24 protein-coding genes are annotated in these 24086 nt (G+C 61.0%); 17 read left to right on the forward strand and 7 right to left on the reverse strand.

Annotated features, from left to right (window positions below):
* The 3 genes from holA to WMP96_RS05640 are packed head-to-tail and all read left to right on the forward strand — an operon-like array spanning position 1 to position 2022.
* Positions 1–978, forward strand: a complete 978-nt coding sequence (holA, locus tag WMP96_RS05630; RefSeq protein ID WP_340432319.1) for a DNA polymerase III subunit delta — start codon at positions 1–3, stop codon at positions 976–978.
* Positions 979–988: 10 nt separating this feature from the next.
* Positions 989–1378 (forward strand): ankyrin repeat domain-containing protein, encoded by a 390-nt coding sequence (locus tag WMP96_RS05635; RefSeq protein ID WP_023020953.1) that lies wholly within the window; start codon positions 989–991, stop codon positions 1376–1378.
* Positions 1375–2022: a LysE family translocator gene (locus tag WMP96_RS05640; RefSeq protein ID WP_301715972.1), complete on the forward strand. Its 648-nt coding sequence runs from the start codon at positions 1375–1377 to the stop codon at positions 2020–2022. The genes WMP96_RS05635 and WMP96_RS05640 overlap by 4 nt, the downstream gene beginning before the upstream one ends.
* Here WMP96_RS05640 and WMP96_RS05645 read toward each other — a convergent pair.
* Both WMP96_RS05645 and WMP96_RS05650 read right to left on the reverse strand, forming a co-directional pair.
* Positions 2019–3371: a type II restriction enzyme gene (locus WMP96_RS05645; protein WP_340432321.1), complete on the reverse strand. Its 1353-nt coding sequence runs from the start codon at positions 3369–3371 to the stop codon at positions 2019–2021. The genes WMP96_RS05640 and WMP96_RS05645 overlap by 4 nt on opposite strands.
* A complete protein-coding gene (locus WMP96_RS05650) occupies positions 3364–4206 on the reverse strand; it encodes a DNA adenine methylase (protein ID WP_023020956.1) in 843 nt (280 codons plus the stop codon). Before WMP96_RS05650 ends, WMP96_RS05645 begins: the two co-directional genes overlap by 8 nt.
* A 331-nt stretch (positions 4207–4537) precedes the next feature.
* Here WMP96_RS05650 and WMP96_RS05655 point away from each other — a divergent pair, with 331 nt between their 5' ends.
* Positions 4538–5116 carry a TetR/AcrR family transcriptional regulator gene (locus WMP96_RS05655; RefSeq protein ID WP_086588296.1) on the forward strand — a complete coding sequence of 193 codons (579 nt, stop codon included), beginning with the start codon at positions 4538–4540 and terminating at the stop codon, positions 5114–5116.
* 83 nt (positions 5117–5199) lie between these two features.
* Here the strand turns inward: WMP96_RS05655 and rpsT are convergent, their stop codons facing one another.
* Both rpsT and WMP96_RS05665 read right to left on the reverse strand, forming a co-directional pair.
* Entirely contained in the window at positions 5200–5463 is a 264-nt protein-coding gene (gene rpsT, locus WMP96_RS05660) for a 30S ribosomal protein S20 (protein ID WP_049361613.1), read from the reverse strand.
* A 227-nt stretch (positions 5464–5690) separates the two neighbouring features.
* The gene (locus tag WMP96_RS05665; protein WP_023031165.1) at positions 5691–6227 is read right to left on the reverse strand and encodes a type II toxin-antitoxin system PemK/MazF family toxin; all 537 of its coding nucleotides are present in this window, start codon (positions 6225–6227) and stop codon (positions 5691–5693) included.
* 18 nt (positions 6228–6245) lie between these two features.
* Between WMP96_RS05665 and lepA the strand changes: the two genes are divergently transcribed.
* The 4 genes from lepA to efeB all read left to right on the forward strand — a co-directional run bounded on the left by lepA (position 6246) and on the right by efeB (position 12767).
* Positions 6246–8096, forward strand: coding sequence for a translation elongation factor 4 (gene lepA / locus WMP96_RS05670; protein ID WP_239205038.1), 1851 nt, complete (start codon positions 6246–6248; stop codon positions 8094–8096).
* Positions 8097–8355: 259 nt separating this feature from the next.
* The gene (locus WMP96_RS05675) at positions 8356–10320 is read left to right on the forward strand and encodes a phospholipase C (protein ID WP_301715970.1); all 1965 of its coding nucleotides are present in this window, start codon (positions 8356–8358) and stop codon (positions 10318–10320) included.
* A 3-nt stretch (positions 10321–10323) separates the two neighbouring features.
* Positions 10324–11487 carry an EfeM/EfeO family lipoprotein gene (locus WMP96_RS05680; protein WP_239205042.1) on the forward strand — a complete coding sequence of 388 codons (1164 nt, stop codon included), beginning with the start codon at positions 10324–10326 and terminating at the stop codon, positions 11485–11487.
* Positions 11487–12767 (forward strand): iron uptake transporter deferrochelatase/peroxidase subunit, encoded by a 1281-nt coding sequence (gene efeB, locus WMP96_RS05685; RefSeq protein WP_301715969.1) that lies wholly within the window; start codon positions 11487–11489, stop codon positions 12765–12767. Before WMP96_RS05680 ends, efeB begins: the two co-directional genes overlap by 1 nt.
* A 79-nt stretch (positions 12768–12846) precedes the next feature.
* Here efeB and WMP96_RS05690 read toward each other — a convergent pair whose 3' ends face one another.
* Entirely contained in the window at positions 12847–13836 is a 990-nt protein-coding gene (locus WMP96_RS05690) for an HNH endonuclease signature motif containing protein (RefSeq protein WP_301715968.1), read from the reverse strand.
* Positions 13837–13949: 113 nt separating this feature from the next.
* On the opposite strand from WMP96_RS05690, the gene WMP96_RS05695 reads away from it, so the two are divergent.
* From WMP96_RS05695 to WMP96_RS05720, 6 genes are all read left to right on the forward strand, one after another.
* Positions 13950–15281 (forward strand): M20 metallopeptidase family protein, encoded by a 1332-nt coding sequence (locus tag WMP96_RS05695; protein ID WP_340432389.1) that lies wholly within the window; start codon positions 13950–13952, stop codon positions 15279–15281.
* Positions 15282–15323: 42 nt separating this feature from the next.
* The gene (locus tag WMP96_RS05700; RefSeq protein WP_301715966.1) at positions 15324–16544 is read left to right on the forward strand and encodes a sensor histidine kinase; all 1221 of its coding nucleotides are present in this window, start codon (positions 15324–15326) and stop codon (positions 16542–16544) included.
* A complete protein-coding gene (locus WMP96_RS05705; RefSeq protein ID WP_301715965.1) occupies positions 16541–17152 on the forward strand; it encodes a hypothetical protein in 612 nt (203 codons plus the stop codon). The genes WMP96_RS05700 and WMP96_RS05705 overlap by 4 nt, the downstream gene beginning before the upstream one ends.
* A complete protein-coding gene (locus tag WMP96_RS05710; protein ID WP_301715964.1) occupies positions 17149–17814 on the forward strand; it encodes a response regulator in 666 nt (221 codons plus the stop codon). The genes WMP96_RS05705 and WMP96_RS05710 overlap by 4 nt, the downstream gene beginning before the upstream one ends.
* A gap of 66 nt (positions 17815–17880) precedes the next feature.
* A complete protein-coding gene (locus WMP96_RS05715) occupies positions 17881–19092 on the forward strand; it encodes a sensor histidine kinase (protein WP_301715963.1) in 1212 nt (403 codons plus the stop codon).
* Positions 19089–19742 (forward strand): response regulator, encoded by a 654-nt coding sequence (locus WMP96_RS05720; protein ID WP_301715962.1) that lies wholly within the window; start codon positions 19089–19091, stop codon positions 19740–19742. The genes WMP96_RS05715 and WMP96_RS05720 overlap by 4 nt, the downstream gene beginning before the upstream one ends.
* Before the next feature lie 22 nt (positions 19743–19764).
* On the opposite strand, the gene WMP96_RS05725 is transcribed toward WMP96_RS05720, so the two are convergent.
* Positions 19765–20145, reverse strand: a complete 381-nt coding sequence (locus WMP96_RS05725) for a hypothetical protein (RefSeq protein ID WP_301715961.1) — start codon at positions 20143–20145, stop codon at positions 19765–19767.
* 173 nt (positions 20146–20318) lie between these two features.
* On the opposite strand from WMP96_RS05725, the gene WMP96_RS05730 reads away from it, so the two are divergent.
* From WMP96_RS05730 to thpR, 3 genes are all read left to right on the forward strand, one after another.
* Positions 20319–21713: a YeeE/YedE thiosulfate transporter family protein gene (locus tag WMP96_RS05730; RefSeq protein WP_340432326.1), complete on the forward strand. Its 1395-nt coding sequence runs from the start codon at positions 20319–20321 to the stop codon at positions 21711–21713.
* 85 nt (positions 21714–21798) lie between these two features.
* Complete coding sequence (locus WMP96_RS05735; RefSeq protein WP_005324145.1) at positions 21799–21921, forward strand: hypothetical protein; 123 nt, start codon at positions 21799–21801, stop codon at positions 21919–21921.
* A 3-nt stretch (positions 21922–21924) separates the two neighbouring features.
* On the forward strand, positions 21925–22467 hold the full coding sequence (gene thpR / locus WMP96_RS05740) for an RNA 2',3'-cyclic phosphodiesterase (protein WP_301715959.1): 543 nt from the start codon (positions 21925–21927) through the stop codon (positions 22465–22467).
* Here thpR and WMP96_RS05745 read toward each other — a convergent pair.
* Positions 22464–24077, reverse strand: a complete 1614-nt coding sequence (locus WMP96_RS05745; RefSeq protein WP_340432328.1) for an FUSC family protein — start codon at positions 24075–24077, stop codon at positions 22464–22466. The two genes, thpR and WMP96_RS05745, sit on opposite strands and share 4 nt — an antisense overlap.
* Positions 24078–24086: the final 9 nt, after the last annotated feature.

Consider the following 24086-nt stretch of genomic DNA (forward strand, 5'->3'; position numbering starts at 1 on the left):
ATGGCGGGCATGCCTCCAGTACATCTCATCCTTGGCGACGATGAATTCCTCACCGAACGCGCCCGCCTGCAGATTCAGCGTGCCGCGGCCGAGGAGAGCGGCCCAACCGGTGCTCGCCCCGAGCTGACCAAGCTTAAAGCTTCCGAAGTCTCCGAGGGCGAAATCCTCGAGGCCACTAGCCCCTCTCTTTTTGGAGATAGCCGCGTCATCGTCATCAGTAACTGCGAGCGAGCCGGCAAGGAAGTAGTCGATATCATCCTGCGTGCCTGCGCGAACCCCGCGCCGGGCATGACCATGGTCATCATTTACTCCGTGACGGCCAAGACCCTAAAGAAAAAGAAGAAGCAACCTGAACTGGTGGCCAAGCTGCGCAAGATTGCCGAGGTTCACGAAGTCTTCTCGCTCTATCCCAATGAGCTGGGGCAGTGGGCCACCCGCGAATTCTCCTCCCACGGTGTGCGCCCGACCCCGGACGTCATCCATGCCGTGCTCGAAGGCGTGGGCTCTGACCTACGCGAGCTGGCCTCTGCCATCTCCCAGTTGGTGTCCGATACCGGCGGCAACGTCACCCGCGAGGCCGTGCAGAACTACTACGTCGGCGTGGCCGAGGTTGCCAATTGGGATATTGCCGATGCCGCCGTTGCCGGCCGCGTCGAAGCCGCCGTGTCCACCTGCCGCCGCGCCCTGCAGCTTGGCGCCAGCCCCGTGGCGATTGCCGCAGCGCTAGCCAATAAGGTCGGAGCCGTAGCCCGCCTGTATTCCGCCCGCGGGGACCAGTATTCTTTAGCTAGCCAAACCGGCCTAGCGCCCTACGTGGTCAAGATGACCCAGCCGGTGGCTCGCCGCTGGTCCGCCGATAATGTCACCAAGGCCGTCATCCTCGTCTCGGAACTCGATGCCGCCGTCAAAGGCCAAGGCGGTGAGCCCGAATTCGCCATAGAGGCGACCGTCAAACGAGTCGCGGAACTGGCGCGATAAGCTAGAAGCTATGTCTGAGACGCAAGTGCAGGAATTCGCCGGTCGGCTCTTTGACATGGCACGCGAGGGCAGCTTGGACCTCCTGGCCTATATCGACCACGGCGTAAATATTGACCTCGTGAACCAGGACGGCCAGTCCTTCCTCATGCTCGCGGCCTATCACGGCCACGCCGAGCTGGTTACCGCACTTGCTCGCGTCGGCGCGGACGTTAATCTGCTCAATGACCGCGGTCAATCACCCCTGGCCGGTGCCATTTTCAAAAAGGAAGATGCGGTCATCGACGCCCTCTTGGCCGCCCACGCCGACCCTGCCGCCGGCCATCCCTCCGCGCTGGAGTCTGCCCGCATATTTGGCCGCGAGGACCTCATCCCGCGCCTAGAAAGCGAGGCAGGGGAGTGACCTGGACGTCCTTTTTCACCCTCTTGTTGATGAATCTGGTGGGCGTTGCTTCGCCCGGACCCGACATTATTTTGGTGACCCGCTACGCCACCCGCTCGCGGCGCCACGCCATAGCCGCAGCCGCCGGCATCCAAATCGGCGTGCTCTTTTGGTGCACCGCCACCGTTTTCGGCGCCGCAGCGCTGCTGACGGCTTTTCCGGAAATTTTGGGAGCGGTTCAGGCCGTTGGCGGCTGCTTCCTGGTGTTTATGGGTTCGCGCGCCTTGCGCAGCGGCATCGCCCAGCGCGCCAACCCGCCGGTGGATCTGGAAGACGCCGCCGCGCAACTCGGGCGCCTACGCTCTGCCTTCAAGGTCGGATTAGCCACGAATATGTCCAACCCGAAAATCGTGCTTTTCCTCGCCGCGATGATCGTTCCGCTGCTTCCCGCCAGCCCTCCCATCTGGTTGGCCATCGGGTTGACGCTGTCCTTATCGCTTTCGGCCTTCCTCTTTTTCCTCGTCGTTGCCACGGTAATTTCCACCAACGCCGTGCGCCGCAAACTCATCGCCGCAGGTCCGTGGATCGATATCGGCTCGGGCCTGTTTTTCATTATCGCCGGCATCGTCCTTATTGTCTCCGGCGCGCAGAACCTCCTGCACTAAAACAGCCGCGGCATTCCCTCCGCCACCGTGTCGAGCACCCACTGGGTCCAGCGGGCGACGGTGGAGGCGCGCCGCCGGGACGTCGCCAAGCTCAGCCCCAATTCCTCCATCGCCGCAATAATCTCCGCGGTGCTGGCGACCGCGCCCCGCGCCAAGCTGAGTTCGAGCACCTCGCGAAATACCCGCCGCGCCGCCAACGTCCGTATAAGCGCCGCATTTCGGGCATCGCGCTGCGGCTGCTCGATAATTCTCCTCCCGCGCTCGGTGGGCTCCCAGGCCTCATCCACCTGCACCGCCAACCCCAGGTAACGCGCGGCGTTGGCATAATAGTCCGCCTGCCGCGGATCGAAATCATAGCGCTGAGTAATCTCTGCCTTACTCAGCGGCTGCAGCGCCATGAGCTCCAAGAGGTTGACCACCCGCTCAAAGTTATTGGCCTGCGGAAAGGGCACCTCCGGCTCGACGTCGGGCTCCACCGCCCGAACGATATCCAGCGATGCCTGCGCATCCAGGTGCGAGGCCGACAGTGCGTAGCGGGCGCTATCGACCAGCGCAATGCTGCGAAAATCGGCCGGATCCCTAAATTCATAGCGGTATAGGTGGAAAATGCCATTGGAATACACCAGGTAAACCGGTACCACTTCCTTTGCCAGGCGCTGTTGGAAGCGCCGGTAGGGAAAATATAGCTGCCGGATATTGAAATCATCCGAGAGGTGATTTTTCGCCTCCACCAGCACTAGATGCTCGAGCGATTCAAAACCGCCGTCGATTTCCATCTGTGCGCGGTCCACCGCCACCTCCACGCCCAGGTCCGGCAGCCGCACCTGCATCTCGCGCGTGGACATGCGGCCTGCCACCGTAGCTTGCAAAGGCCCGCAGGCCAGAAAGTCTTCTAGCATCCCGCTTGCCGACGCCCCATTTAACGCCACCGCCTCCGAGCTCACCCCCTCCAACGAGAGGGTATCTAGACCCGCTGGCAGCTGCAGCGTACGTACCTCCCCGCGCTGTGCCTGCGGAAACTTCTCGTAGAGGTTGAACCGGCCCACCAAGTATTCGCTGCGGCTTACCGGCACGATGCCGAGCTGCAGGCGCTGAAAGATCCAAGGCCGCGAGGTGGAAAAATCATGCTTGGCCATCAACCGTGGCTGCCGAGCAGAGATTTTCTCCACTTCCCGCGCGCTGATGAAAAAATACCCGCGCCGTTCCAATTCTTCGCCGTAGCCAGCCGCCAAGATGCGCAGCCAACCCCAGTCATTAACGCCTAGCTTCACCGACTCCGGAACGCCAAAACGTGCCCGCAGCTCCTCCTGCAGCTCCCGCCCCGTGTGCGCCTTCGGCCCGCTAGTCACCGCTGACCTCATAATTGCGCACTAGTACCTCATCGACCTTGCCGCGCTTCGAAGCGACGGAATTGATCGCCCGCGTTGCCCCCACGATGCCTACCTCATAATCCGCATAGAGCTCTCGGATGAACTCGGTGGCCGAATTCGACAGCAGAAACTTTGCCCCGCGTTCGTCCAACTCATCGCAGACCTCTTTGAGCCGTTCTTGCTCCGCGCGGTCAAAGCCGCCCTTTTGATAGCCGGTAAACGAGCTCGTCACATTGACTGGGTCATAGGGCGGGTCGAAATAGACAAAATCGCCTTCGCCTGCTTCTGCCACCGCTGCGGCGAAATCGCCTTGGGAAAAGATCACCTCATTTTCCGCAAAATAGCGGTGCACCGCACGCAGCGTGTCTTCATCGCAAATGGTGGGATTCTTATAGCGCCCGAACGGCGCATTAAATTGACCTGCCGTATTCACGCGATACAGACCGTTATAGCAGGTGCGGTTGAGATACAGCGTTCGTGCAGCACGCTCGATGGGGGAGAGGGCGGCAAACCGCTTCGCATCCCTGTCCACTGCGCGCAGCGCATAGAAGAACTCCGCCTCATTGGGATAGCTCACGAGTTCTGCAATGAGCTCGTCGACGCCGCCGCGTACCACCTCATATAGGTTGATGAGCTCAGCATTGAGATCATTGACCCGTGCGCTGGCTGGTTGGAGCGAGAAAAGCACCGCGCCGCCACCGATGAAGGGCTCATAAAACCGCCGCGGGACATCCGCCGGTAGGGCGGCGTGGATATGTGGCAAGAGCTGGCGCTTTCCGCCCGCCCATTTCACCAGTGGCTTAACGTTTTTCATCGTTGACTCATCTTAGCGGCCCTACCCGACACGAGCACCATTGGGCTTTCGAACGTGCGGGCGGATAACTGGAGCGGAGGGCTGGCCGCACAGGTACTTTGGTTGTCTAACATCACAGCTTTGTTAAATAGTTCTATGACGGGCCTAAACGTACGGCCATGCCGGTAGTAAATTCTTCCCGTGCGCACGGCTGTTTCCATAGTCGAATATGAGGTAATAGAATCACCCCAAACGCCTTAGTTTGTAGGGAAATACCATTTTCACCTAAAGATTTAAGGGTTTAGAAAACGAAAGTAAGGCCCTTAGAGCGTCGGGACAGAAAGGGGCATTTATGCCGCGTATATCACAAATCCGAGTCGCTGCGCTCAACCTCGTCATCGAAGCCGGATACGGCGGGTTTACTATGGAGGAACTCGCCCAAAAGGTAGGCGTTTCCCGCCGTACCCTTTTTAATTACATAAAAGACAAAGAATCGGCAGTTTTAGGTCCCGAATTTTCGGAGGAACTAGAGCACCAATTTCAGAATTTCGCCGCCGGACTGCCCACCGGAAGCCTGCGCGAAGATTCTGAAATCGTGGCCAAAGCCGTATTTGACCGCGCCGTGGGTGATGAGTTCTTCCCCGAAATTTCCCAGCTGACGGCCCAGGCGCTAGCTAAGGATACGAAGCTGCGTGCCCTGTATTACCAGCGCAATAGCCGCACTATTGAGCGCCTCCGCCAAGCCGTGCAAGCCCGTGAGGGCTGGAAGTCCTCCGATTCGCGCCTCACGCCGACCGTCAACATCATCCACACCCAGTTCCTGACCGCCTTCGAGATTTTTGTGGAAACCCGTGGTGGAACTTCGCTTAGTGAAGCCTTCCGCAACGCCGGTGCCATCTTCGAAGATTACTTCAACGACGAACTGGCCTAAGCCTCCCCGCTCGGGTCTAGGCTAAGAAAATCCCCCGGTGCGCTCCGTAGAGTGCGACCGGGGGATTGTCAGTGCAATGGCTCTTAGTCCATCTTGTTGAACGCGGAAGCCATGCCGGACTTCTTGTTGGCTGCAGTGTTGCGGTGGAAGACACCCTTGGACACGGACTTGTCCAGGGCGCGGGATGCCACGCGCAGCTGCTTTTCAGCAGCAGCCTTGTCGCCAGCGGTAACGGCCTCGCGGAACTTGCGGATCTCGGTACGGACGGCGGAGCGAACGCTCTTGTTGCGCTGGCGTGCCTTCTCGTTGGTGATAACGCGCTTCTGCTTGGACTTGATATTTGCCATGAAAAATACCTCTTAGTAATCGAAAGTGATTGACGTAGAAACCGACCTACTCGGACTACTCCCGCGGCCAGCAATCGCTGGCACGCTCGGCGCTGGTATTCGAAGAGCGAACCCAAGGTCCTGCCCGCCCCGACCAACGCGCCCGGCAAGTAAGTAACCAACATACAATAGCAGTACCGAACCCGACCTGCCAAAACTCTCAGCATGGCCGCCGTCTGTGCGACTGGTTAGGCCCAGTGGTAGCGCGCGCGTAACCTATTCGCGATTCTTTCGAACCGGCGTTCGGGAAAAAGTGTGCCTTGTCGGCGCACCTGTTCTTCGGAAACCTCCAGCAAGCGGTCGAGGCGCACCCAGCAATCGCACCCGGATTCGTCCCACTCGCCGGCGCCGATTTCCAGCCAGGCGTCGTCAAGCGCATGCTTCGGGTTGGGGGAGATAAGCAAACCCATCACCGTGGTGCGCGTGCGGCCGACAACCAGGATGGCGCGCTCACGCGGCGGGGCCTGCTTGCCTTCGGCCGGGGCCCATACCCAGACCACCTCGCCGGAATCAGCCTGGCCATCCATATCGGGGGAGAAAAATATGGAGCGGGGGTGAGAGGCGGTGGCCTCGACCCGGATATCAGCGGCCTTGCGCGGCTCGTGGAACTCGTCCGACCTATCCAGCCCCAACCGGGAATTAATGCGGGTCAGGCCGGTGTCTATGGGCTCGCGCTCGCTGATTCCCAGCGCTTGGCGCAGTCGGGTGAGCATGGCGCTTTTCATGTCGACTATTGTAGACGTATGTCTGAAAACTTTGCGGCCACGACGTTTACGGATCCCGCCCGAATCCGAAACTTCTGCATTATTGCTCACATCGACCACGGCAAGTCGACGCTGGCGGACCGCATCCTGCAGCTATCCAAGGTGGTTGCGGAGCGCGATATGCGTGACCAATTCCTCGATAATATGGACATCGAACGCGAACGCGGTATCACCATTAAGGCGCAGAACGTGCGCCTGCCCTGGGTACCCCAGTCCGGTCCGGACGAAGGGGAGCAGATCGTCCTACAGATGATCGACACTCCTGGCCACGTGGACTTTACCTACGAAGTCTCCCGCGCCCTCGAGGCGTGTGAAGGCGCCATCCTGCTTGTCGACGCCGCCCAGGGCATCGAAGCCCAAACCCTCGCCAACCTGTACCTGGCGATGGAAAACGACCTGGAAATCATCCCGGTCCTCAATAAAATCGACCTGCCGGCCGCCGACCCGGAAAAGTACGCGCTGGAAATCGCCAATATCATCGGCTGCGAGCCAGAAGAGGTCCTGCGCGTATCCGGCAAGACCGGCGAGGGTGTGGTCGAGCTGCTGGACAAGGTCTGCGAGTTGGTGCCGCCGCCGTCCTCCGAGTTCGACGCGGATGCGCCGGCCCGCGCCATGATTTTTGACTCCGTCTATGACACCTACCGTGGCGTTGTCACCTATATCCGCATGGTCGATGGCAGGCTCACCCCGCGCCAGAAGGTCACCATGATGTCGACCAACGCCAACCACGAGCTGCTCGAAATCGGCATCGTGTCCCCTACGATGCAAAAATGCGAGGGCTTGGGCCCCGGCGAGGTGGGCTACCTGATTACCGGCGTAAAGGACGTGCGCGAGACCAAGGTGGGAGATACCGTCACCTGGTCCAACGGCGGCGCTGAGACTCCGCTTAAAGGCTATAAGGACCCGGACCCGATGGTCTACTCCGGCCTTTTCCCCATCTCCCAGGCTGATTTCCCGGACCTGCGCGATGCTTTGGAAAAGCTGCAGCTTAACGACGCCTCCTTGACCTTCGAGCCCGAAACCTCCGTCGCCCTGGGCTTTGGTTTCCGCTGCGGGTTCTTGGGCCTATTGCATATGGAAATTACCCGCGACCGCTTGGAGCGCGAGTTCGGCCTCGATCTGATTTCTACCGCGCCGTCGGTGACCTACCGCGTGGTGGCCGAAGACGGCGAAGAAAAGTGGGTTCACAACCCGTCCGACTGGCCGGAAGGAAAGCTTAACGAGGTCTACGAGCCAGTGGTGAAGATGACCGTCATCGTGCCCGAGCAATTCGTCGGCCCCACCATGGAGCTCTGCCAGTCCAAGCGCGGCCAGATGGGAGGCATGGATTACCTCTCCGAGGACCGCGTAGAGCTGCGCTACACCATGCCGCTGGGTGAAATCATCTTCGATTTCTTCGATATGCTCAAGTCCCGTACAAAGGGCTACGCCTCGCTGAACTACGAGGAGGCCGGCGAGCAGCTCGCGGACTTAGTCAAGGTCGATATCCTGCTCAACGGCGACCCAGTCGACGCCTTTTCCGCCATCGTCCACCGCGATTCCGCACAGTGGTACGGCAATAAGATGACCAAGAAGCTTAAAGAACTCATCCCGCGCCAGCAGTTCGAGGTGCCGGTGCAGGCGGCCATTGGTTCGAAGATCATTGCCCGCGAGAACATCCGGGCCATGCGCAAGGACGTGCTGGCCAAGTGCTACGGCGGCGATATCTCCCGTAAGCGCAAGCTGTTGGAGAAGCAGAAGGCCGGTAAGAAGCGCATGAAGACGCTGGGCTCCGTCTCGGTGCCGCAAGAGGCTTTCGTGGCTGCGCTGTCTACCGACGCCGACGATTAACCCCGTACCCCCTATTGGCAAAGTGGAGCCGAATAGATTCTTAACATTTCGTTAACGGCTCCTGGGGTGCGGCCGGCAAAAGTTCAAAGTGAGCTGCTTCTATAGGGCGCCCCCACGGCCGGGGACGCCCTTTTAATCTAGTTGCAGTCGGTGTTTTGGCGGCGTTAAATTTCGATTCGAAAGCGACCGATGACTCGCCTGGTGAGCCACAGCCACTTTCGACCTGCCCCGCAAATTCTTGACCAAGGTTGGATTTTTAATGAAGCTTCGCTCTCGCGCTGTGGCCCTTTGCGCCGCCGCAGCCGCCACTACGTCCCTTGTCCCCGGCGTTGCCCAGGCAGCCACCACGACCCCAATTGAACACGTCGTTGTCATTTACTCGGAGAATATTTCCTTCGACCACTACTTTGGCACCTACCCAAACGCCCTGAATAAGGACGGCGAAAAGCTGCAAGGCAGCGAGAAGGACGCCCCGAAATTCACCGCCAAGAAAGACACCCCTAAGGCGAAAAACCTCGAAAATGATGGCGTAATGGGGGACAAGAACCCCAACTCCGTCAAGCCTTTCCGCATCGGGCCAGACCATGCAGTGACTACGGACCAGAACCACCACTACGGCGATGAACAGGCGGCATACAACGGCGGCAAGATGGACAAGTTCCCGGAGACTGTATCCACAGACATCGATAAGTCTTCCAACGGCTATTATGCCGTTCCAGGCATGACTATGGGCTATTACGACGGCAATACCGTCACCGGAATGTGGAACTACGCGCAAAACTTTGCGATGAACGACAATAGTTACTCCACTATCTTCGGCCCATCCACCCCAGGCGCGCTGAATCTAATTTCCGGAACCGTGGCCGGCGGGACCATGCATGACCCAGCCACGGGCGAGCAGAAGAAGATCGAACCTGGCAAGAACCACGCCCTCGCTGGGGTATCCGAAGATGGCAAGACCGCCACTGTTGTCGGCGACCCAGATCCGCTTTACGACGACTGCTCGAATAACTCTTCCGCCGGCACCAACCAGGTCACCGCGATGCACTCCAAGAACATCGGTGACCAGCTCAATGACAAGGACGTCACTTGGGGCTGGTTCCAAGGCGGCTTCCGGCCAACCGAGGAAGCTACAGACGACGCTCGCGCACGCTGCGGCGCCTCCCACACCACGCTGACCGGCCAGAACCAGACGGACTATAACCCGCACCACCAGCCGTTCCAGTACTACGCTTCCACCGCGAATCCGCACCACTTGGCGCCGTCGAGCGATGACATGATCGGCAAGACTGACCGCGCCAACCACCAGTACGATCTGCAGGACTTCGATACCGCTCTGGAGCAGGGCAACCTGCCGGCCGTGTCCTTCCTGAAGGCTGCCAACTACCAAGACGGACACGCCGGTTACTCCAACCCGCTAGACGAGCAGGCCTTCATCACCCATTACATCAATGAGCTGCAAAATTCCCCAGAGTGGGATTCCACCGCGGTCGTTATCGCCTACGATGACTCCGATGGCTGGTACGACCACAAGGCCCCAGAAATCCGCAATGGTTCCAATGACCCGCACCAGGACAAAGAAATCTGCACCGCCGCCGCAGCAAAAGTAGGCGTTGCCGGCGGAAAGGACGGCCAGTGCGGGCCGGGTACCCGCCAGCCTTTGCTGGTTATCTCCCCATACGCGAAGACTAACCACATCGACTCCACTTACACCGAGCAGACTTCCGTCACCAAGTTCATTCAGGACAATTGGGGACTCGGCCGTCTAGGGGGCATTGCCTTTGACGAGCGCGCCGGCGAGCTCAACAACATGTTTGACTTCAACGCCGCCCACAAGGCTCCGAAGCTTTTCTTGAACGAGACCGACGGTACCGTGGCCAAGGACTACGCCTCCATTGAAAAGGTGGATAATTCCTCCCGCGCCGGCACCAACCTCAAGGACGTCGTCGAGGGCATGGACGACCCCAAGGTCACCGAACAGGGCGTTCCCAACATCACCAAGCTGCACCAAGATGCGAAGCCACAGCCAGGTGCGAATAAGCCCGATGATTCGAGCTCCAGTTCTTCCGCTGGTTCTTCTAAGGGCGGTATCATTGCGGCTATCCTTACGGCTCTGGGCGTCGGCGCAGGGGTTGTCGCTTGGTACATGAATGGCCACCCCGGCCTAGACCTGAAGAAGCTGCAAGATTTTAAGCTCCCGCCATTGCCCAACCTCCCGTTTTAATCAATGAAAACCTTCCATTTTGCCACCGCCGCGGTGCTTGCCATCGCGGCCATAGCTCCTACTGCCGTCGCCCAAAGCTCCTTGAGCTCTCTCGGTTCTAGCTCGTCTAGCTCGCGAGACTCGCGGCCGGCGGCGTCGACAAGCACAAGCGCGAAGCCGAAAGAACCACAGCTGAATGTGCGCGACGTGTATTCATGTCCTACGCCGGAGAAGGTACAGGGGCAGGCATCGTGGAAGATCTATAACACCTCGGGGCTTGCGCTCACCGTCTACGTGGCAGATGATGCGGGCAACGCCTACCAGGTCCTCGAGCGCGTGGGCACCCCAGCCAAGCGCGCCTGGGCCCCGAAACTGCAGGACGGCACATACCACCTCACCTGCGTTTTCCACAATGATTCGGCCGTGAAATCTGATGATTTTGCGGTCACCGGTTCCACCATCACCGATGCTCCCAAGATGGTCCCCATTACTGACCGTGAGGTCGCGGCCGTGGCCATTCAGCAAGCGGCCAGGCAGAAAAAGCGTGTGCCCGAGCTACAGAAGAAAGCCCACGCTCTTGCTGAAGCCACCTCAAAAGATCGCCGCGCTGCCCAAGCGGCCTACCTTGACTACCTCGAGACCTACCGATCCTTCGACGATTCCAGCGAGATGTGGCCGGGGCCCGGCTTGGAGGGGTACAGGGACGTCGAAAAGCTGCTGTGGTCCAGGCGCCCCGTCAAGGATGCGGCGAAGCCTGCCCGCGCGCTTGCCGACGCCGTCGATAAAACCGCCCGCGCCCTCGATACCTCCCATTTCGCCATTCCCGCCCCCGACTACGGGCTGCGCACCCATGAAGTAATGGAGGAATTCGAGCGCTTCGATATGCGCGGCGAACGCGATTTCGGCGCCCATGCCCTGCCCACCGCGCTGCGGGGCGACGTTATTTCAACCCGGCTGACGCTGGATGCCGTCCGCTCCCTTGTCGAGGGCCGTGGGCTCGATACCTCGCCCATCTATGAGCAGCTGGATGAGCTTGACAAGCTCGCCACGAAGTTCGATGAAAAATATGACACCGCTTTTGATAAGTGGTCCCAGAAGGACCGGATGCGTGTGCAGTCCGCCGTCGCGCGTGCCAATGAACTGCTTGCCCCTGTCGCCACGATGACCGTAGTCAGAAGGATGGATTAGTGCCCTGCCCGTTTAATTTTTCCCGCCGCTCGTTTCTCTCTGGGCTCGCGGCCACCGCCGCGCTTTCTGGCCCGGCAGCAGCTGCCAATGCGCAGTCCAGCCTCGCGGGCTCTTCCTTTGGTTCCTCTAAGCGAAGCGAAGGCGCTGCTGACCATGCTTCTCCATCGCCGCGCACCGAGGCGGACGCTCCGCTCGAACTTCCTTTCCACGGCGAGCACCAGCAGGGGATCGTGACCCCAGCCCAAAAGTATTCCGAGGTCGTCGCCCTCGATGTACAGTTCACCGAGAAATCGCGCTTAGAGAAGTTGCTTCGCACCGTGACTGAGCGCGCCCGCATTCTTACCTCCGGCGGCGCTACTGCGGCCGATGGCATTGGCTATCCCGCCGGCGATTCCGGGGAGCTAGGACCGCAGCTTCCCACCGATAGTTTGTCCATTACCCTCGCCGTGGGCAATTCGCTTTTCGACGACCGCTTCGGTCTTAAACCCCACAAACCCGTCCACTTAAGTTCCATGCAGGCTTTCGCCGATGACACGTTGGAGGAGGAGCTATGCCACGGCGACCTCGCCCTGCAGATTTGCGCCGACCAGCACGACACCGTCATTCACGCGCTGCGCGATATCTTGCGGCACACCCGTGGAGATGTGGCCGTGCGCTGGCGCCAAAACGGTTATATGAATGAACCGCGGCCGTCTGGCACCCAGCGCAACCACCTTGGGTTTAAAGACGGCATAGTCAATCCAGCCGAAAAGGATCAGGACAAGCTGGTTTGGGCCGGTACGGACGAGCCGGACTGGGCCGCCGGCGGCAGCTATATGGTGGTTCGACTCATCGCTATGTATACGGAATTCTGGGATCGCATCTCCATTGCTGAGCAGGAGCAAATCTTCGGCCGCGACCGTGCAACCGGTGGCCCGCTTTCCGGTGGCGACGAATATGCCGAGCCCAACTACCTCGACGATGCCACCGGTGATGTCATCCCCACCGACGCGCATATTCGCCTGGCGAATCCGCGCACGCCAGAAACCGCGGACCAGCTCATGCTGCGCCGCGCCTATAACTACGACAATGGCGTGCGCGATAACGGCACCCTCGATGTCGGACTCGTCTTTATCTGCTTCCAGCAGGACTTGGAGCGTCAGTTCATTACGGTGCAAAAGCGCCTCGAAGGTGAACCCCTAGCGGACTATATCCGACCCTATGGTGGTGGCTATTTTTATGCTTTGCCCGGCGTCGCTGATGACTCCGACTTTTTCGGCCGCGCCCTCCTCCAAGCCTAGAAATGCTTCACCGACTCGCACTGTGCGGGAAAGCCGTGTGATCTGGGAAGCGTCCGCCCAAAAAATGAGGGCAGGGTCTTCAGCTTGAGTTGGCCCACGGCGGGACCCAGACTATTCGGCCCCGCCGCCGCGCTAACCGGCCGCGCACCGGCGGCGCGTTCGGGTCATCGTCATTGACCCCGTTGTGGTACGGGCAGGCCACACTGAGATTCGCCATATTGGTCTCGCCGCCGTGTTTCCACGCCTGCAAGTGGTGGATTTGGCACTTGTCTGCCGGATAGTTGCACTCGGCCCACGGGCAGGTGGGGTTTTCCGCGCTCGCCATCAGCCGCTGCTTATCCGAGGCGTGCCGCGAGGTGCGATACAGGTTCACCGGTCCCTCATAGGGATGGACGAGCGTGACAAGTCCGCAGTCGGCAAGGTGCTTTTCCACCAGTTTGGCGCCGCTGATTTCGGCCCCATTGGTCAGCCGTAGGGTGATTTCTTCTCCACCGCCAGAGAGAATCTCGTCCAATTCATCGAGCTGGATGATGATATTCGTCATCGCGGCAGGGCGCGCCGTGGCCCCGCCGCGGAAGAAAATATTCTCCACGGAATCCAAGGGGTTCTTTTCGCCGATGCTGGCGTGCAGGTCAGCGATGAAATCGGAATCACCGGTAATCGAAAGCGTCGATGGCCCGCCCTTGCGCCGCGTCATTCGCACGCCCTTTTCCGGCTGCCGCGGCGGATACATCTCCTTCAACCGCGTGCGCGCGAGCCGCTCCACATCCTGGTCTGTCGCGCACAATTCAGCGCGCAGCGCCCACGCGTCCCGCTTGGATTTGGTGCGGGAGACGTATTTTTCAATGAGTTTCAATGTGGCCAGGCAATGCGTGGTGGCCCGGCACGAGCGCTGCCGGCGGGTGAAGGAGGTGGGGCCAAAGTAGACGTCGGCAAGCGCGAGCAGGCTACGAGCTTCCTGCCGGGGCAGGCCCAGCCGACGCAGATCCGTCTCGCGCACGCCGGAGACCTCGCCGAGAAGCTCCATCGGCGAGGCAAGTTGGCGGGCGTAGTCCTGCAAGCGGGTCATGCCCGTGAGCATAAGACACCCCGCAAGGCCGCAGTAGCGCACCCGCGTGAGCCTGTGGATAACTCGCCTCTCCCGTCACACCGCCCTCGAACCCGCCCGGCAGCCCCGGACGCCTGGCAGCCCCACGCCAGGCCCAGCAGCTGCCGCCCCTGCCGGTTACTCGGGCGCGCATTGGCGAGCAGATGGCCACCGAGGTCTTCCAGGAAATGGGCGAGGAGATGCTCGAGGAGTTGCAGAACTTCCGCCGCGATCTGCACCGCAACCCGGAAATCGGCCTGGACCTGCCGCGTACGCAAAAGAAGGTCTTGGAAGCGCTCGAGGGCCTACCGCTGGAGATCCACGTGGGCCAGGATTTGAGCTCGGTGGTGGCCGTGCTGCGCGGCGGCCAGCGCGGCGAGCGGCCGGTGTCGGTGCTTTTGCGCGCGGACATGGACGCCCTCGAGGTACGCGAGCAGACCGGCAGCCCGTTTGCCTCGACGAATGGGTATATGCACGCCTGCGGCCACGATCTGCATACCGCCGGACTGGTGGGCGCGGCGCGGATTCTGTGTGAGCATCGCGCGGAGCTGCACGGCGACGTTACCTTTATGTTCCAGCCCGGCGAGGAGGGACCGGGTGGCGCGCTGCCGATGATTGAAGAGGGCGTGCTCGACGCCGCTGGCCGACGCCCCATTGCTGCCTACGGCCTCCACGTTGGCCCGCAGGACCGCGGCACGTTCCACTATGTGCCCGGCCCGATGATGGCTAGCTCGTCCAACCTGACCATTACGGTGCTCGGCAAGGGCGGACACGGCTCCCGCCCGCATGACGCCATCGACCCGGTAGCGGCGCTGGCGGAGATCCAAATGTCGCTGCAGACCGCACTGACCCGCCGCTTCGATGCGCTCGAGCCCATCGTTATTACCGTGACTAACCTGTGGGCGGGGGACGGCGCGTATAACGCCATTCCGGAGCGCGCAGCTTTGGGCGCTACGGTGCGCGTGCTGCGGGATGAGAAGATCGACGCCGTGCGGCAGATGATTACGGAGGTCTCCAGCTCCGTCGCTGCTTCGCACCGGTGCACCGCACAGGTGGATTTCGAGGTCTTGTACCCCACCACCAAGACGAATCCGCGGGAAAATCAGTTCGCTGCTACCTTGTGGAGCCAGATGTTTGGCACCGAAAACGTCCAGCCATTCGATGCCCCGATGATGGCCTCCGAAGACTTCGGCTACGTCCTCGCGCAAGTGCCGGGCACGTTTATGTGGATGGGCACGGCCAATCCAGACAAGCCCGAAAATGAGCGCGAGTGGAACCACTCGCCGATGATGCGCTTTGATGACTCGGTGCTGGGCATGCAGGCCGCGGCGCTGGCGGCCGTGGCTTTTGAGCGCTTGGCCACCGAAAACGAGCATCCGTCCGCGCAGACGAAGGCCATGCGCGATGCGGCCGGGGTGCAAAAATAATTCTTCCCTAGGGATTATGGCCATGGGCTTAAGCTTTAGGCCATGATCAGAACCAAGTGGAGCACGGCCGGTATTGTTGCCGCTTGCGCGGTGGCGAATTGGCTCATCGGCGTGGCGTTGATGAGCTTCGATATTGAGGAATATTCGCCGTCGTTTGAGGAGTACGGGCCCTATATCTGTACCGGTTTTGCGGTGGGCGTGGTGACGATTATCGCCCTGCCCTTTGCGTTAGAGCACCAGCCGCGCGAGCTTTCCGACGTCGACTATGCCGGCTCCACCCGTAGCTTCATCGCTGGCTGTATCGTGCTGCTGGGGTCCGGCTCCTATTTTGGTGCGGCTAGTGGAGTCGTGGCTTTCATTTCCATGGTCTCGCGGCGCTCGACTTCGCGCTCGGTGGCCGCGGTGGCGTGCTTCGTGGTGTCGTTTGCGATAGAGACCACCTTCAATCCGTATGCGGGGTGGGAGGCAATCGGATGGGGGGAAGCCATCGTCTTGGTGGTCTTGGTGGTCGCTGGGTTGTTAGTGGGCCAAAAGCGCGCCAATCTGCGCGAAAAGCGGTGGCGCGTGGAGCAGCAAGCCCGGATGAATCGCGAAGAGATGCGCGCCAAGGTAGAACGCGCGCGGCAAGAGGAGCGCGAGAATATCGCGCGGGACATGCACGATTCGCTCTCGCATCGGCTGAGCCTTGTGGCCATTCATGCGGGTGCACTGAGCTATCCGCGTGAGGGCGTGCCGGCCGAGTTTACAGACGCAGCGCGCACCATCCGCACGGAGGCCCAGAACGCGGTCGAGGATTTGCGCACCGTTTTAAGTGCTTTGCGTGAAGATCTTTCCCAGGATCCGCGCGGCGGGTTAGAAGAGCTGGTTGCTGCCGCGCGCGAGGCCGGTGCCGAGGTGACTGTAACCTATGCGCACGGCACCAGCCCGGACGTTTTTGATGGGCTGTCCACGATGGCGCAGCACGCCGTGCACCGCGCAGTACAGGAGGGCCTGACGAATGCGCGCAAGCACGCCGCTGGCCAGCCGGTGAGCATTACGGTGCGCGAGGCGGCCGGTGAGGTGGGCGTCGAGATGCGCAACCCGCTTCCGGCGGCTAAGGCCGACGATCACGCGGGCAGTAGCGCCGGCGGCTACGGGCTGGTGGGCCTGCGCGAGCGCGTGGAGCTAGCCGGCGGGCGCATGAACGTCCACGTCGACGAAGAAGGGGAGGAATTTGGATGGAGTATCCGTCTACCGCTAGCGCGCCAGGAGGCCACGCAATGAGCGAAATGAGTTGGCAGTTGCGCCATCCCGATTACGGGCTCATGCGCATTGACCTAGAAGAAACCACGACCCGCGAGGGATGGACAGGAAAGTACTTAGACTCTAAGCGCAGTCTTTTTACCTCTATGGTCGACGGAACTTCGCGCAAGCTCAGCTATACCGATACCGATGACTCGGCCTATAGCGTGGAATTTCTGCGCGGAAATAGCGACGATAATGCGCCCGAAGACGCAGACCGCATCGAGCTGGTGGAGCGCAGTGGCTTCGTCGTGCCACAGTTTCGCGGGCAAGGGGCGAGGGTGATGTTTGCGGCGGTGGGGGAACCGGGCGTCGATAAGCGGCTGCATCGGGTGAACTTATGGACGTTGCTCCTGCAGGCGGCGCTGACATTCATTGCGGCCACGCTAGTCATCGAATTTTTCCCGAAATTCTTCGAAAAGATAAACGAGATTCTCGTGCCCTCGTTCCTCAACGGCGTAGTGGCGGGCCACGCCACTATAGTGCCGGTAGCGCTCGCGGCATTGGTGGCGATTACAGTGGCGTATACGCCCGTCGCGTCGAAGTTTTGGCGCGCGCGGTGGAATCAGCCGGTGGGAAAGGAAGCATGATGGCAGATACTCTGCGCGTGGTGCTGGTTGATGACGAGGACCTTGTCCGCAGCGGGCTGCGCCTGCTGCTATCGAATGCGCCCGATATTGAAGTCGTGGCTGAGGCGAGCAATGGCCGGGACGCGGTGGCTACCGTCCTCGATACGCAGCCTGATGTGGTGCTGATGGATATTCGTATGCCGGTCATGGATGGCATCGCGGCCGTGGAGAAGATTCTGTCCGTCCACACAGTGCCGATCATCATGCTCACGGCCTTTGATACCGATTCCTTTATCCTGCGGGCCCTGCGCGCTGGGGCGGCCGGGTTCTTGCTCAAGTCAACGCCGCCGGAATCGCTCATGGCGGCCGTGCGTGCGGCCGCGGCGGGGCAACCGCTGTTGAGCCCGCAGGTCGTCGACAAGCTGGTAGGCATGCAAAGCCCCGCGCTTTCCGACGCCCAATCCCACCACACCCGCACCGCTCGAACCCGGCTTTGCACTTTGAGCTCCCGCGAGCGGGAAATCGCCGGGCTGGTAGCCCAGGGCTTGAATAATCAAGACATCGCCGACCAACTGGTGGTGTCCATGGCGACGGTGAAGTCGCATATGCAGCATATTTTGAAAAAGATCGGCGGTACCAGCCGCGTGCACATCGCCATTATGGTCTTAGAGGCGCGTGGCTAAGGCTGGAGAATCCTCCCTGCGGGGGATACCGCAGGTGTGGCGGGTCGACTTAGACTGGTGCGCGTTATGAAGTTGTTCCGAAAATCCGACGAGATGCTCCGGCGCCCGCTGTGGCAGAAAATTCTCATCGCAGTAATCGCTGTCGTCGGCGACCTGTTGGTCTCGTTGATCAGAGTTGGGGAAAGTGATCCCTCAGAGAATCGGATCCTTGTAGGAGCCGCGGTGTTGGTCGGTACCTGGATGCTTCTGCCTTTTGCCTTGCGCCATGCCGCCCGGGAGCGTGACCCGCGCAGCACGCAGTCTGGCCCGCGCAGTGCATTGGTAGCCGCAACCATTATTTCGGCGACGGTGACGATTGCTGAGTTCCGGCCTTCGGTATTTATAGCGGCGTTTTCTGCGGCCTCGCGCCGCAGCCGGTTGTGGATGGCGCTGGTATGCACGGCCATGGTGCTCTCGGAGTTGGTCGATTTTGATATATCTCGAAGCGAAGGGCTTAGTGCGCCCGGGAAGTTGGGAGTTTTCTCTGGCATCATCCTCCCAGCAGTAGTGGTTTTAGTCGTCGGGCTGGTTCGCTCGAACCAAAAAGAGCGCACGATTGCGCTGCAGGCGCAGGCGGAGCTCACGCACGAGGAAATGACCACACGGGAGAATTTTGCGCGGCAGGAAGAGCGCGACCGGATCGCGCGGGATATGCATGATACGCTCTCGCATCGGCTGAGCATGATTGCGGTCTACGCCGGCGGGTTGGCCTACCGCAAGGACCTAGATCCGGAAGAGACGCGGAAGTCCGCGCGCACGATTCGCGATGAGGCCGAGGCCGCTGTGGGGGATTTGCGTGAGGCGCTGCACTCGCTGCGCAGCGAGGGGCGCATCGATCCGCGCGAGGGCGTGGAATCGCTGGTGGAGCGTTCCCGCCAGGCGGGCATGGACGTGGAAGTGCGCTACCAGGCGGGCGCGGGGCCGCAATCGCTGGAAGAGCTGAGCACCATGGCCGGTCACGCGCTCAACCGCGCGGTCCAGGAGGGCCTGACCAACGCCCGTAAGCACGCACCGGGGCAGCCGGTCACCATCACCATCGCTACGCTTGCCGACGCCCTGTCTATCACCATGTCTAACCCCACCGCCCAGACTGGGGAAAAGGCAGGCGTGCCCAGTGGTGGGTACGGGATCGTCGGCATGCGCGAGCGCGCTAGCGTGGTGGGCGGATCGCTACAGGTAAACGATGAGGAAGATAGGTTCTCGTGGACGCTGCGCCTGCCAAGGAAGGAAGAAAAGTGAGTGAAATTCGGGTGGTGCTCGTCGACGATGAGCCGCTGCTGCGCCACGGGCTGCGCGTGATCTTGGAAGGCGCGCCGGGCATTAGCGTCATTGGCGAGGCCGGAAACGGCAAGGAAGGCATCGAACTTATCCTGGCCGAGGAACCGGATGTGGTGCTGATGGATATCCGCATGCCGGTCATGGACGGCATCGAGGCGACAGCGCAGCTGCACTCGCTCGCCGGCGCGCGCGATATCCCGGTGGTGATGCTCACCGCCTTTGATACCGACGAGTTCATCCTGCACGCCCTGCGCGCTGGGGCAGTGGGATTCTTGTTGAAGACGACGGCACCGGAGGCGCTGGTGGCGTCGGTAAGAGCGGCGGCCCAAGGCCAGCAACAGCTCAGCCCGAAGGTGCTAGAAAACCTGGTGGGGTTGGCGGACACGCCGCCGCAGCCGGAACAGGAGATGATTCAGCCCAGTGGGCTAGATGAGCTTAGCGAGCGCGAAAATGAAATCGCCCAGCTGGTGGCCCAAGGACTGAGCAATGCCGAGATTGCCGAGCAGCTTTTCATCTCGCTGACCACGGTTAAGACGCACATGAAGCACATCCTGGCCAAGATCGATGGCACCAATCGGGTGCACATCGCCATTGCAGTGCTCGGCGGCTAGCTCCTGCTCGGTGCGGGACCGGCTAGGGCCGACGGAAAATGGCGGAGACTAGCCCGATAAGCGCAATGGCGCCGACAATGATGGAGGCCGCCGGCCAGTATTGCGGGAAGTACTTGAGCGTGTAGCCAAAGACTTGGCCGTCATCGAAGTGCTGCCACAGTGCTACAGGCATCCACCACAGCTTGGTCAGAGTGAGCAGCGCGCCCACGAGGCCGGCGGCAACGCGGCTGCCCCCGCGCAAGAAGAAGCTGGCCGCAACCAGCAGTACGCCCGCGATGGTCAGGGCGAAGAGGAGGGGAGTTTCGGTGCCCAGCGGAGAGCCGCGCAGCAGGAACTCGTGGTCGATTGCGTGTTGCTCGATGAGGGTATAACCATCGAGGACAACGTCGTCTGGGATTCCCATAGGTTAATTCTCCTTAGTTGTGCTCGGAGCGGCTGGGGCGCCTGAGGTGGCATAGGGAAGGCCGACAGAAACGCGGACAGTTGCCACCTTAGAACCGGATTGTACATCTATTATAGACAAATCTGTCTTTGAGGGCGTAGTCTGAGGCCTTTGACTCGATACAAGGAGACAGTGTGATTATTACCGGACTTCTCACTGGCATCGTCTTCGGTGCCGTGTTGCAGCGTGGGCGCTTCTGCGTGACCGGCATGCTGCGCGATATTTTCCTCAATAAGACCTGGCGCGGTTTTACCGCTCTGCTCATTTTGATCTCGGTCCATGCTTTTGGCCTTACCCTGTTGACCGGCGCTGACGTGCTCTCTCCGGAGATTGCTGATTTCAAACCGGTAGCCGTCATCGTGGGTGGCTTCATCTTTGGCCTTGGCATCATCTTGTCCGGCGGCTGTGCTTCAGGAACGTGGTACCGTTCTGCCGAGGGCTTGGTCGGTTCTTGGATTGCTTTGCTGTTTTATGGGCTGTCAGCCGCGGCGATGAAGTCCGGTCCGTTGTCCGGGGCGAATGAGTGGTTCAAGCAATGGAGCCTTCCGGTCACCACCATCCACGGCGCACTGCATATCTCCCCGTGGATTCTGGTCGCGGTTTTGTGGGTGGTGACCTTCCTATTGTGGCGCCACTACCGCGCCAAGGATGCCGGGCGCCCGAAGATTGACTTGGGCCAACCCTGGTATGCCAAGCCGCTGAATATGAATATCGCGGCGGTCGCTGTTGGCATCATCGGCACGGTGGGTTTCGTGCTCTCTGCCGATGCTGGCCGTAACGGCGGCCTCGGCATCACCACACCGACCGCAGATATCGTACGCTGGTCCGCCACTGGTGACTCCGCGCGTATGAACTGGGGCACCCTGTTGGTCATCGGCCTTCTGGTGGGTGCTTTCATCGCCGCGAAGTCCGCCGGCGAGTTCCGCGTGCGCGTTCCGGATGCACAGACTGCAACCCGCGCCATTTGGGGTGGCATCATGATGGGTGTGGGTGCTTCGCTGGCTGGCGGTTGCACCGTGGGCAACGGCATGGTGGAGACCTCCTTGTTTAGCTTCCAGGGCTGGGTATCGTTGTTCTTTATGGCACTCGGCGTGGGTGCGGGCGCACGCCTATGGCTCAAGCCGAAGAAGGCGCAGGGCCACCAGCCACGGCAGCCGCAGACCTACTCCACCGAGGAGTCCGTGGATAACTCGGCGGTCTCCGCCGAGGACAAGGTCCTGCCCAGCTTTGCCACGGCAGCAGGGGCGGTAGCGCTCAAGACTAAGCCGCAGGCCAAGGAGAAGGCTCGCGCGTTGGGCGGCGGGCGCTATGCGCTCGATACCCTTGGCACAGTCTGCCCGTTCCCCTTGATTGAGGCCAAACAGGTCATGGCGGAGCTAGAGCCTGGTGAGGCGTTGGTCATTGATTTTGACTGCACCCAGGCCACCGAATCCATTCCGCAGTGGGCGGCCGATGAAGGCCATGAGATTCGTGATTTCCACCGTGCGGGCGATGCCGGCTGGCAGGTCACGGTAGTCAAGGGCGGCTAATTACATCATTGTCAGCTACTATGTGGAGGCAGAAGAATCGCGCGTGATTCTTCTGCCTCCTTTGTGGTTTGAAAGAAGTTATCTCATGCCCGAGTTTGATGATAATTCCACCGCCGTTGCGGATATTTTGCATGCCTTCGCCGTCTTTGAACGCGAGGAAGAACACGTGCTGGACGCAGAGCTGCGCCTTAACGTGTATGCCAGCTAGGCCATGATTCGCGTCTTTTCCGCGCTGCTGCCCTCTGCCGCCGCGCGCGAGCATTTGGTACATACACTTAGGCCCATCCATGCGGCAACCACCAATGAGTTGCGCTGGACGGATCCGGATAATTGGCATGTGACCATGGCCTTTTATGGCGATCAGCCCAATGATGCTGCAGCAGTGCGCGAGCACCTCGCCCACGCGGTGGCTGGGCGCTCAGCGTTGGATGTGCGTTTAAGCGGTGCGGGGAGTTTTGAGCAGCGCACCCTGTGGTTAGGCCTCGGTGGTCAGGTGCGTGGCGTGCGGGAGTTGATGGCGGATTGCCAGCTTGCCGACGTCCCCTTTAACCACCACCGCCCCCACCTGACCGTCGCGCGTGCGGGCCGACGCACCCGCGAGCCGTGGGCGCTGGCGGATTTTACGCGCGCCCTATCGGTGTATCGGGGACCGGAATTTTGCGTGGACCGGGTCTGCCTTATGCAATCGTACCTGGGCGAGGGCCGCGGCGGCGGGCCGCGCTACGAGGTACTAGAGGAATATCCCCTGTTCTAGGCGGCGCGGGCGGCACGGATTTCTCGCACGAGGGCATCGAGCTCTTCGCGGGTGGCGGTGCGGTCTGGGTGGGTGGTGCAAAAGTCCAAAAGGAAGTAGCCGGCGTGCTGCAGCGCGATGTGGCGGGCCCAGAATTGGCGCACGGCATCTGGGTTATCGGCGGCGAGGGATTGGATGGCGCGGCGCTCGGAAAGCAGCTCGTACTGTAGGTCACGGCGTGCGGACAACACGGAATCCGGGGTATTGACAAAGAGCAGTCCGAGCAGGGTAGCCATGGATTCCATCGCGCGGACCTGCAGGCGAGCCTGATTGCGTACTGGGGCACTGCGCTGCCATAGCCATAGCACCGCGGTGGCGATGAGGATGGACAAGAGGATCTCGCCGCAGCGAGCTTGAATGGTGGGCAACAGGGGGCGGGTAGCTGAGTTGCCCATGAGAAGCGCGAGCGGGGTGGAGAAGATAACGCAGATGGCGTAGTTTTTCGCCACGAAGATTTCGGCGCAGAATTGGCAGGCAGCCAGAGCCAGCAGCAGCGTCCAGCCATTAATACCGAAGTAGTGAAGGATGGAAAATAGCAGCACGCCCACAACGGAGCCGAGCATGCGGTGGATGCCGCGGACGGTGCCCGGCACATGGTCGGGTCCCCATTGCAGCATGAGGAAGGCAGAGACCACGCCCCAGTCCGGCCGGTCGAAGCCGAGGCTAAGGCCCACGAGCACGGTAATGATCGCCGAAAGAACCACCTTTTGGGTAGTGACCATGGCATGCGAATCCTGCACCGCGGCGCGGTAAAGCCGGTACCGGCCGGTGGGCCGGGTATGGGGGATAGCGGTGCGATTCGGGTCGACGTCGGTGACATGATCGGTAAGCTGGTCCGAATCGGAGCCGAGGTCAAGGGCGCGGTTATGTGCCACGATGGTGTGCTGGGCAGCAAGGGTGCGCTCTACTAGGTGGGCTCCTTGGGAGTCGATGATGCGGCCACCGCGGATAATGTGGGCGTCGGAAAGCGCCTGCCATGCAGAAAAAAGTGCGGTTTGTGCTTGGTGGTGGCGGGCGAGTGAATCATCCTGTCCGGCCTGGAAGGCCGACGCGGCCTTTTCCAGGCTGGATACGGCGCGGCGCTCAGGGCCGTGCGGGTCAAAAAGGGCCGGGGCCATGCCGAGGATCAAGCTGGCCACCATGCCCGTCAGCGCCCAAAAGAGCAGCTGGCCCACGGTGACATCGGTGCGGGCGAGCATGACCGAGCCGCCGCCGACCATGACGAGGAAGAAGGTGCCCGGTGGCGGCAGGCGCAGCGCATTTTGGGCAAAGCCACAACCGGCGGCCAATGCCGTGGAGTAGAGGCCTGCGAGTAGGAGCCACCAATGGCCGTGGCCGGGCGCAAAGATAAGATGGCCTACCAACACGCCGACGGCGGCGACGGTAATGAGCGCGGTGCCGGCGGTGAGCATGACGCGCGGGCGGGTGCGATAGGGCTGTCCCTCGCCAAAGATGACGGTAAACGCGCCGGTGGAAATGAGCAGGATAGCGTAGTCGTGGCCGGTAAGCAGCGCAATGGCGCCGGGCAGGAGAATCGCCAATCCCGCGCGCAGTGCACCAGGCCAGCGCACCGAGGCGCT

This window comes from Corynebacterium sp. KPL4035 (genome assembly GCF_037908325.1).
GTDB lineage: Bacteria > Actinomycetota > Actinomycetes > Mycobacteriales > Mycobacteriaceae > Corynebacterium > Corynebacterium kefirresidentii.

Excerpts from the sequence above, each read along its gene's own strand:
- holA (WP_340432319.1), top strand. The coding sequence starts at position 1 with ATGGCGGGCATGCCTCCAGTACATCTCATCCTTGGCGACGATGAATTC.
- WMP96_RS05635 (WP_023020953.1), top strand. The coding sequence starts at position 989 with ATGTCTGAGACGCAAGTGCAGGAATTCGCCGGTCGGCTCTTTGACATG.
- WMP96_RS05650 (WP_023020956.1), bottom strand. The coding sequence starts at position 4,206 with ATGAAAAACGTTAAGCCACTGGTGAAATGGGCGGGCGGAAAGCGCCAG.
- WMP96_RS05655 (WP_086588296.1), top strand. The coding sequence starts at position 4,538 with ATGCCGCGTATATCACAAATCCGAGTCGCTGCGCTCAACCTCGTCATC.
- rpsT (WP_049361613.1), bottom strand. The coding sequence starts at position 5,463 with ATGGCAAATATCAAGTCCAAGCAGAAGCGCGTTATCACCAACGAGAAG.
- WMP96_RS05665 (WP_023031165.1), bottom strand. The coding sequence starts at position 6,227 with ATGAAAAGCGCCATGCTCACCCGACTGCGCCAAGCGCTGGGAATCAGC.
- lepA (WP_239205038.1), top strand. The coding sequence starts at position 6,246 with ATGTCTGAAAACTTTGCGGCCACGACGTTTACGGATCCCGCCCGAATC.
- WMP96_RS05675 (WP_301715970.1), top strand. The coding sequence starts at position 8,356 with ATGAAGCTTCGCTCTCGCGCTGTGGCCCTTTGCGCCGCCGCAGCCGCC.
- WMP96_RS05680 (WP_239205042.1), top strand. The coding sequence starts at position 10,324 with ATGAAAACCTTCCATTTTGCCACCGCCGCGGTGCTTGCCATCGCGGCC.
- WMP96_RS05690 (WP_301715968.1), bottom strand. The coding sequence starts at position 13,836 with ATGACCCGCTTGCAGGACTACGCCCGCCAACTTGCCTCGCCGATGGAG.
- WMP96_RS05700 (WP_301715966.1), top strand. The coding sequence starts at position 15,324 with ATGATCAGAACCAAGTGGAGCACGGCCGGTATTGTTGCCGCTTGCGCG.
- WMP96_RS05705 (WP_301715965.1), top strand. The coding sequence starts at position 16,541 with ATGAGCGAAATGAGTTGGCAGTTGCGCCATCCCGATTACGGGCTCATG.
- WMP96_RS05710 (WP_301715964.1), top strand. The coding sequence starts at position 17,149 with ATGATGGCAGATACTCTGCGCGTGGTGCTGGTTGATGACGAGGACCTT.
- WMP96_RS05715 (WP_301715963.1), top strand. The coding sequence starts at position 17,881 with ATGAAGTTGTTCCGAAAATCCGACGAGATGCTCCGGCGCCCGCTGTGG.
- WMP96_RS05725 (WP_301715961.1), bottom strand. The coding sequence starts at position 20,145 with ATGGGAATCCCAGACGACGTTGTCCTCGATGGTTATACCCTCATCGAG.
- WMP96_RS05735 (WP_005324145.1), top strand. The coding sequence starts at position 21,799 with ATGCCCGAGTTTGATGATAATTCCACCGCCGTTGCGGATATTTTGCAT.
- thpR (WP_301715959.1), top strand. The coding sequence starts at position 21,925 with ATGATTCGCGTCTTTTCCGCGCTGCTGCCCTCTGCCGCCGCGCGCGAG.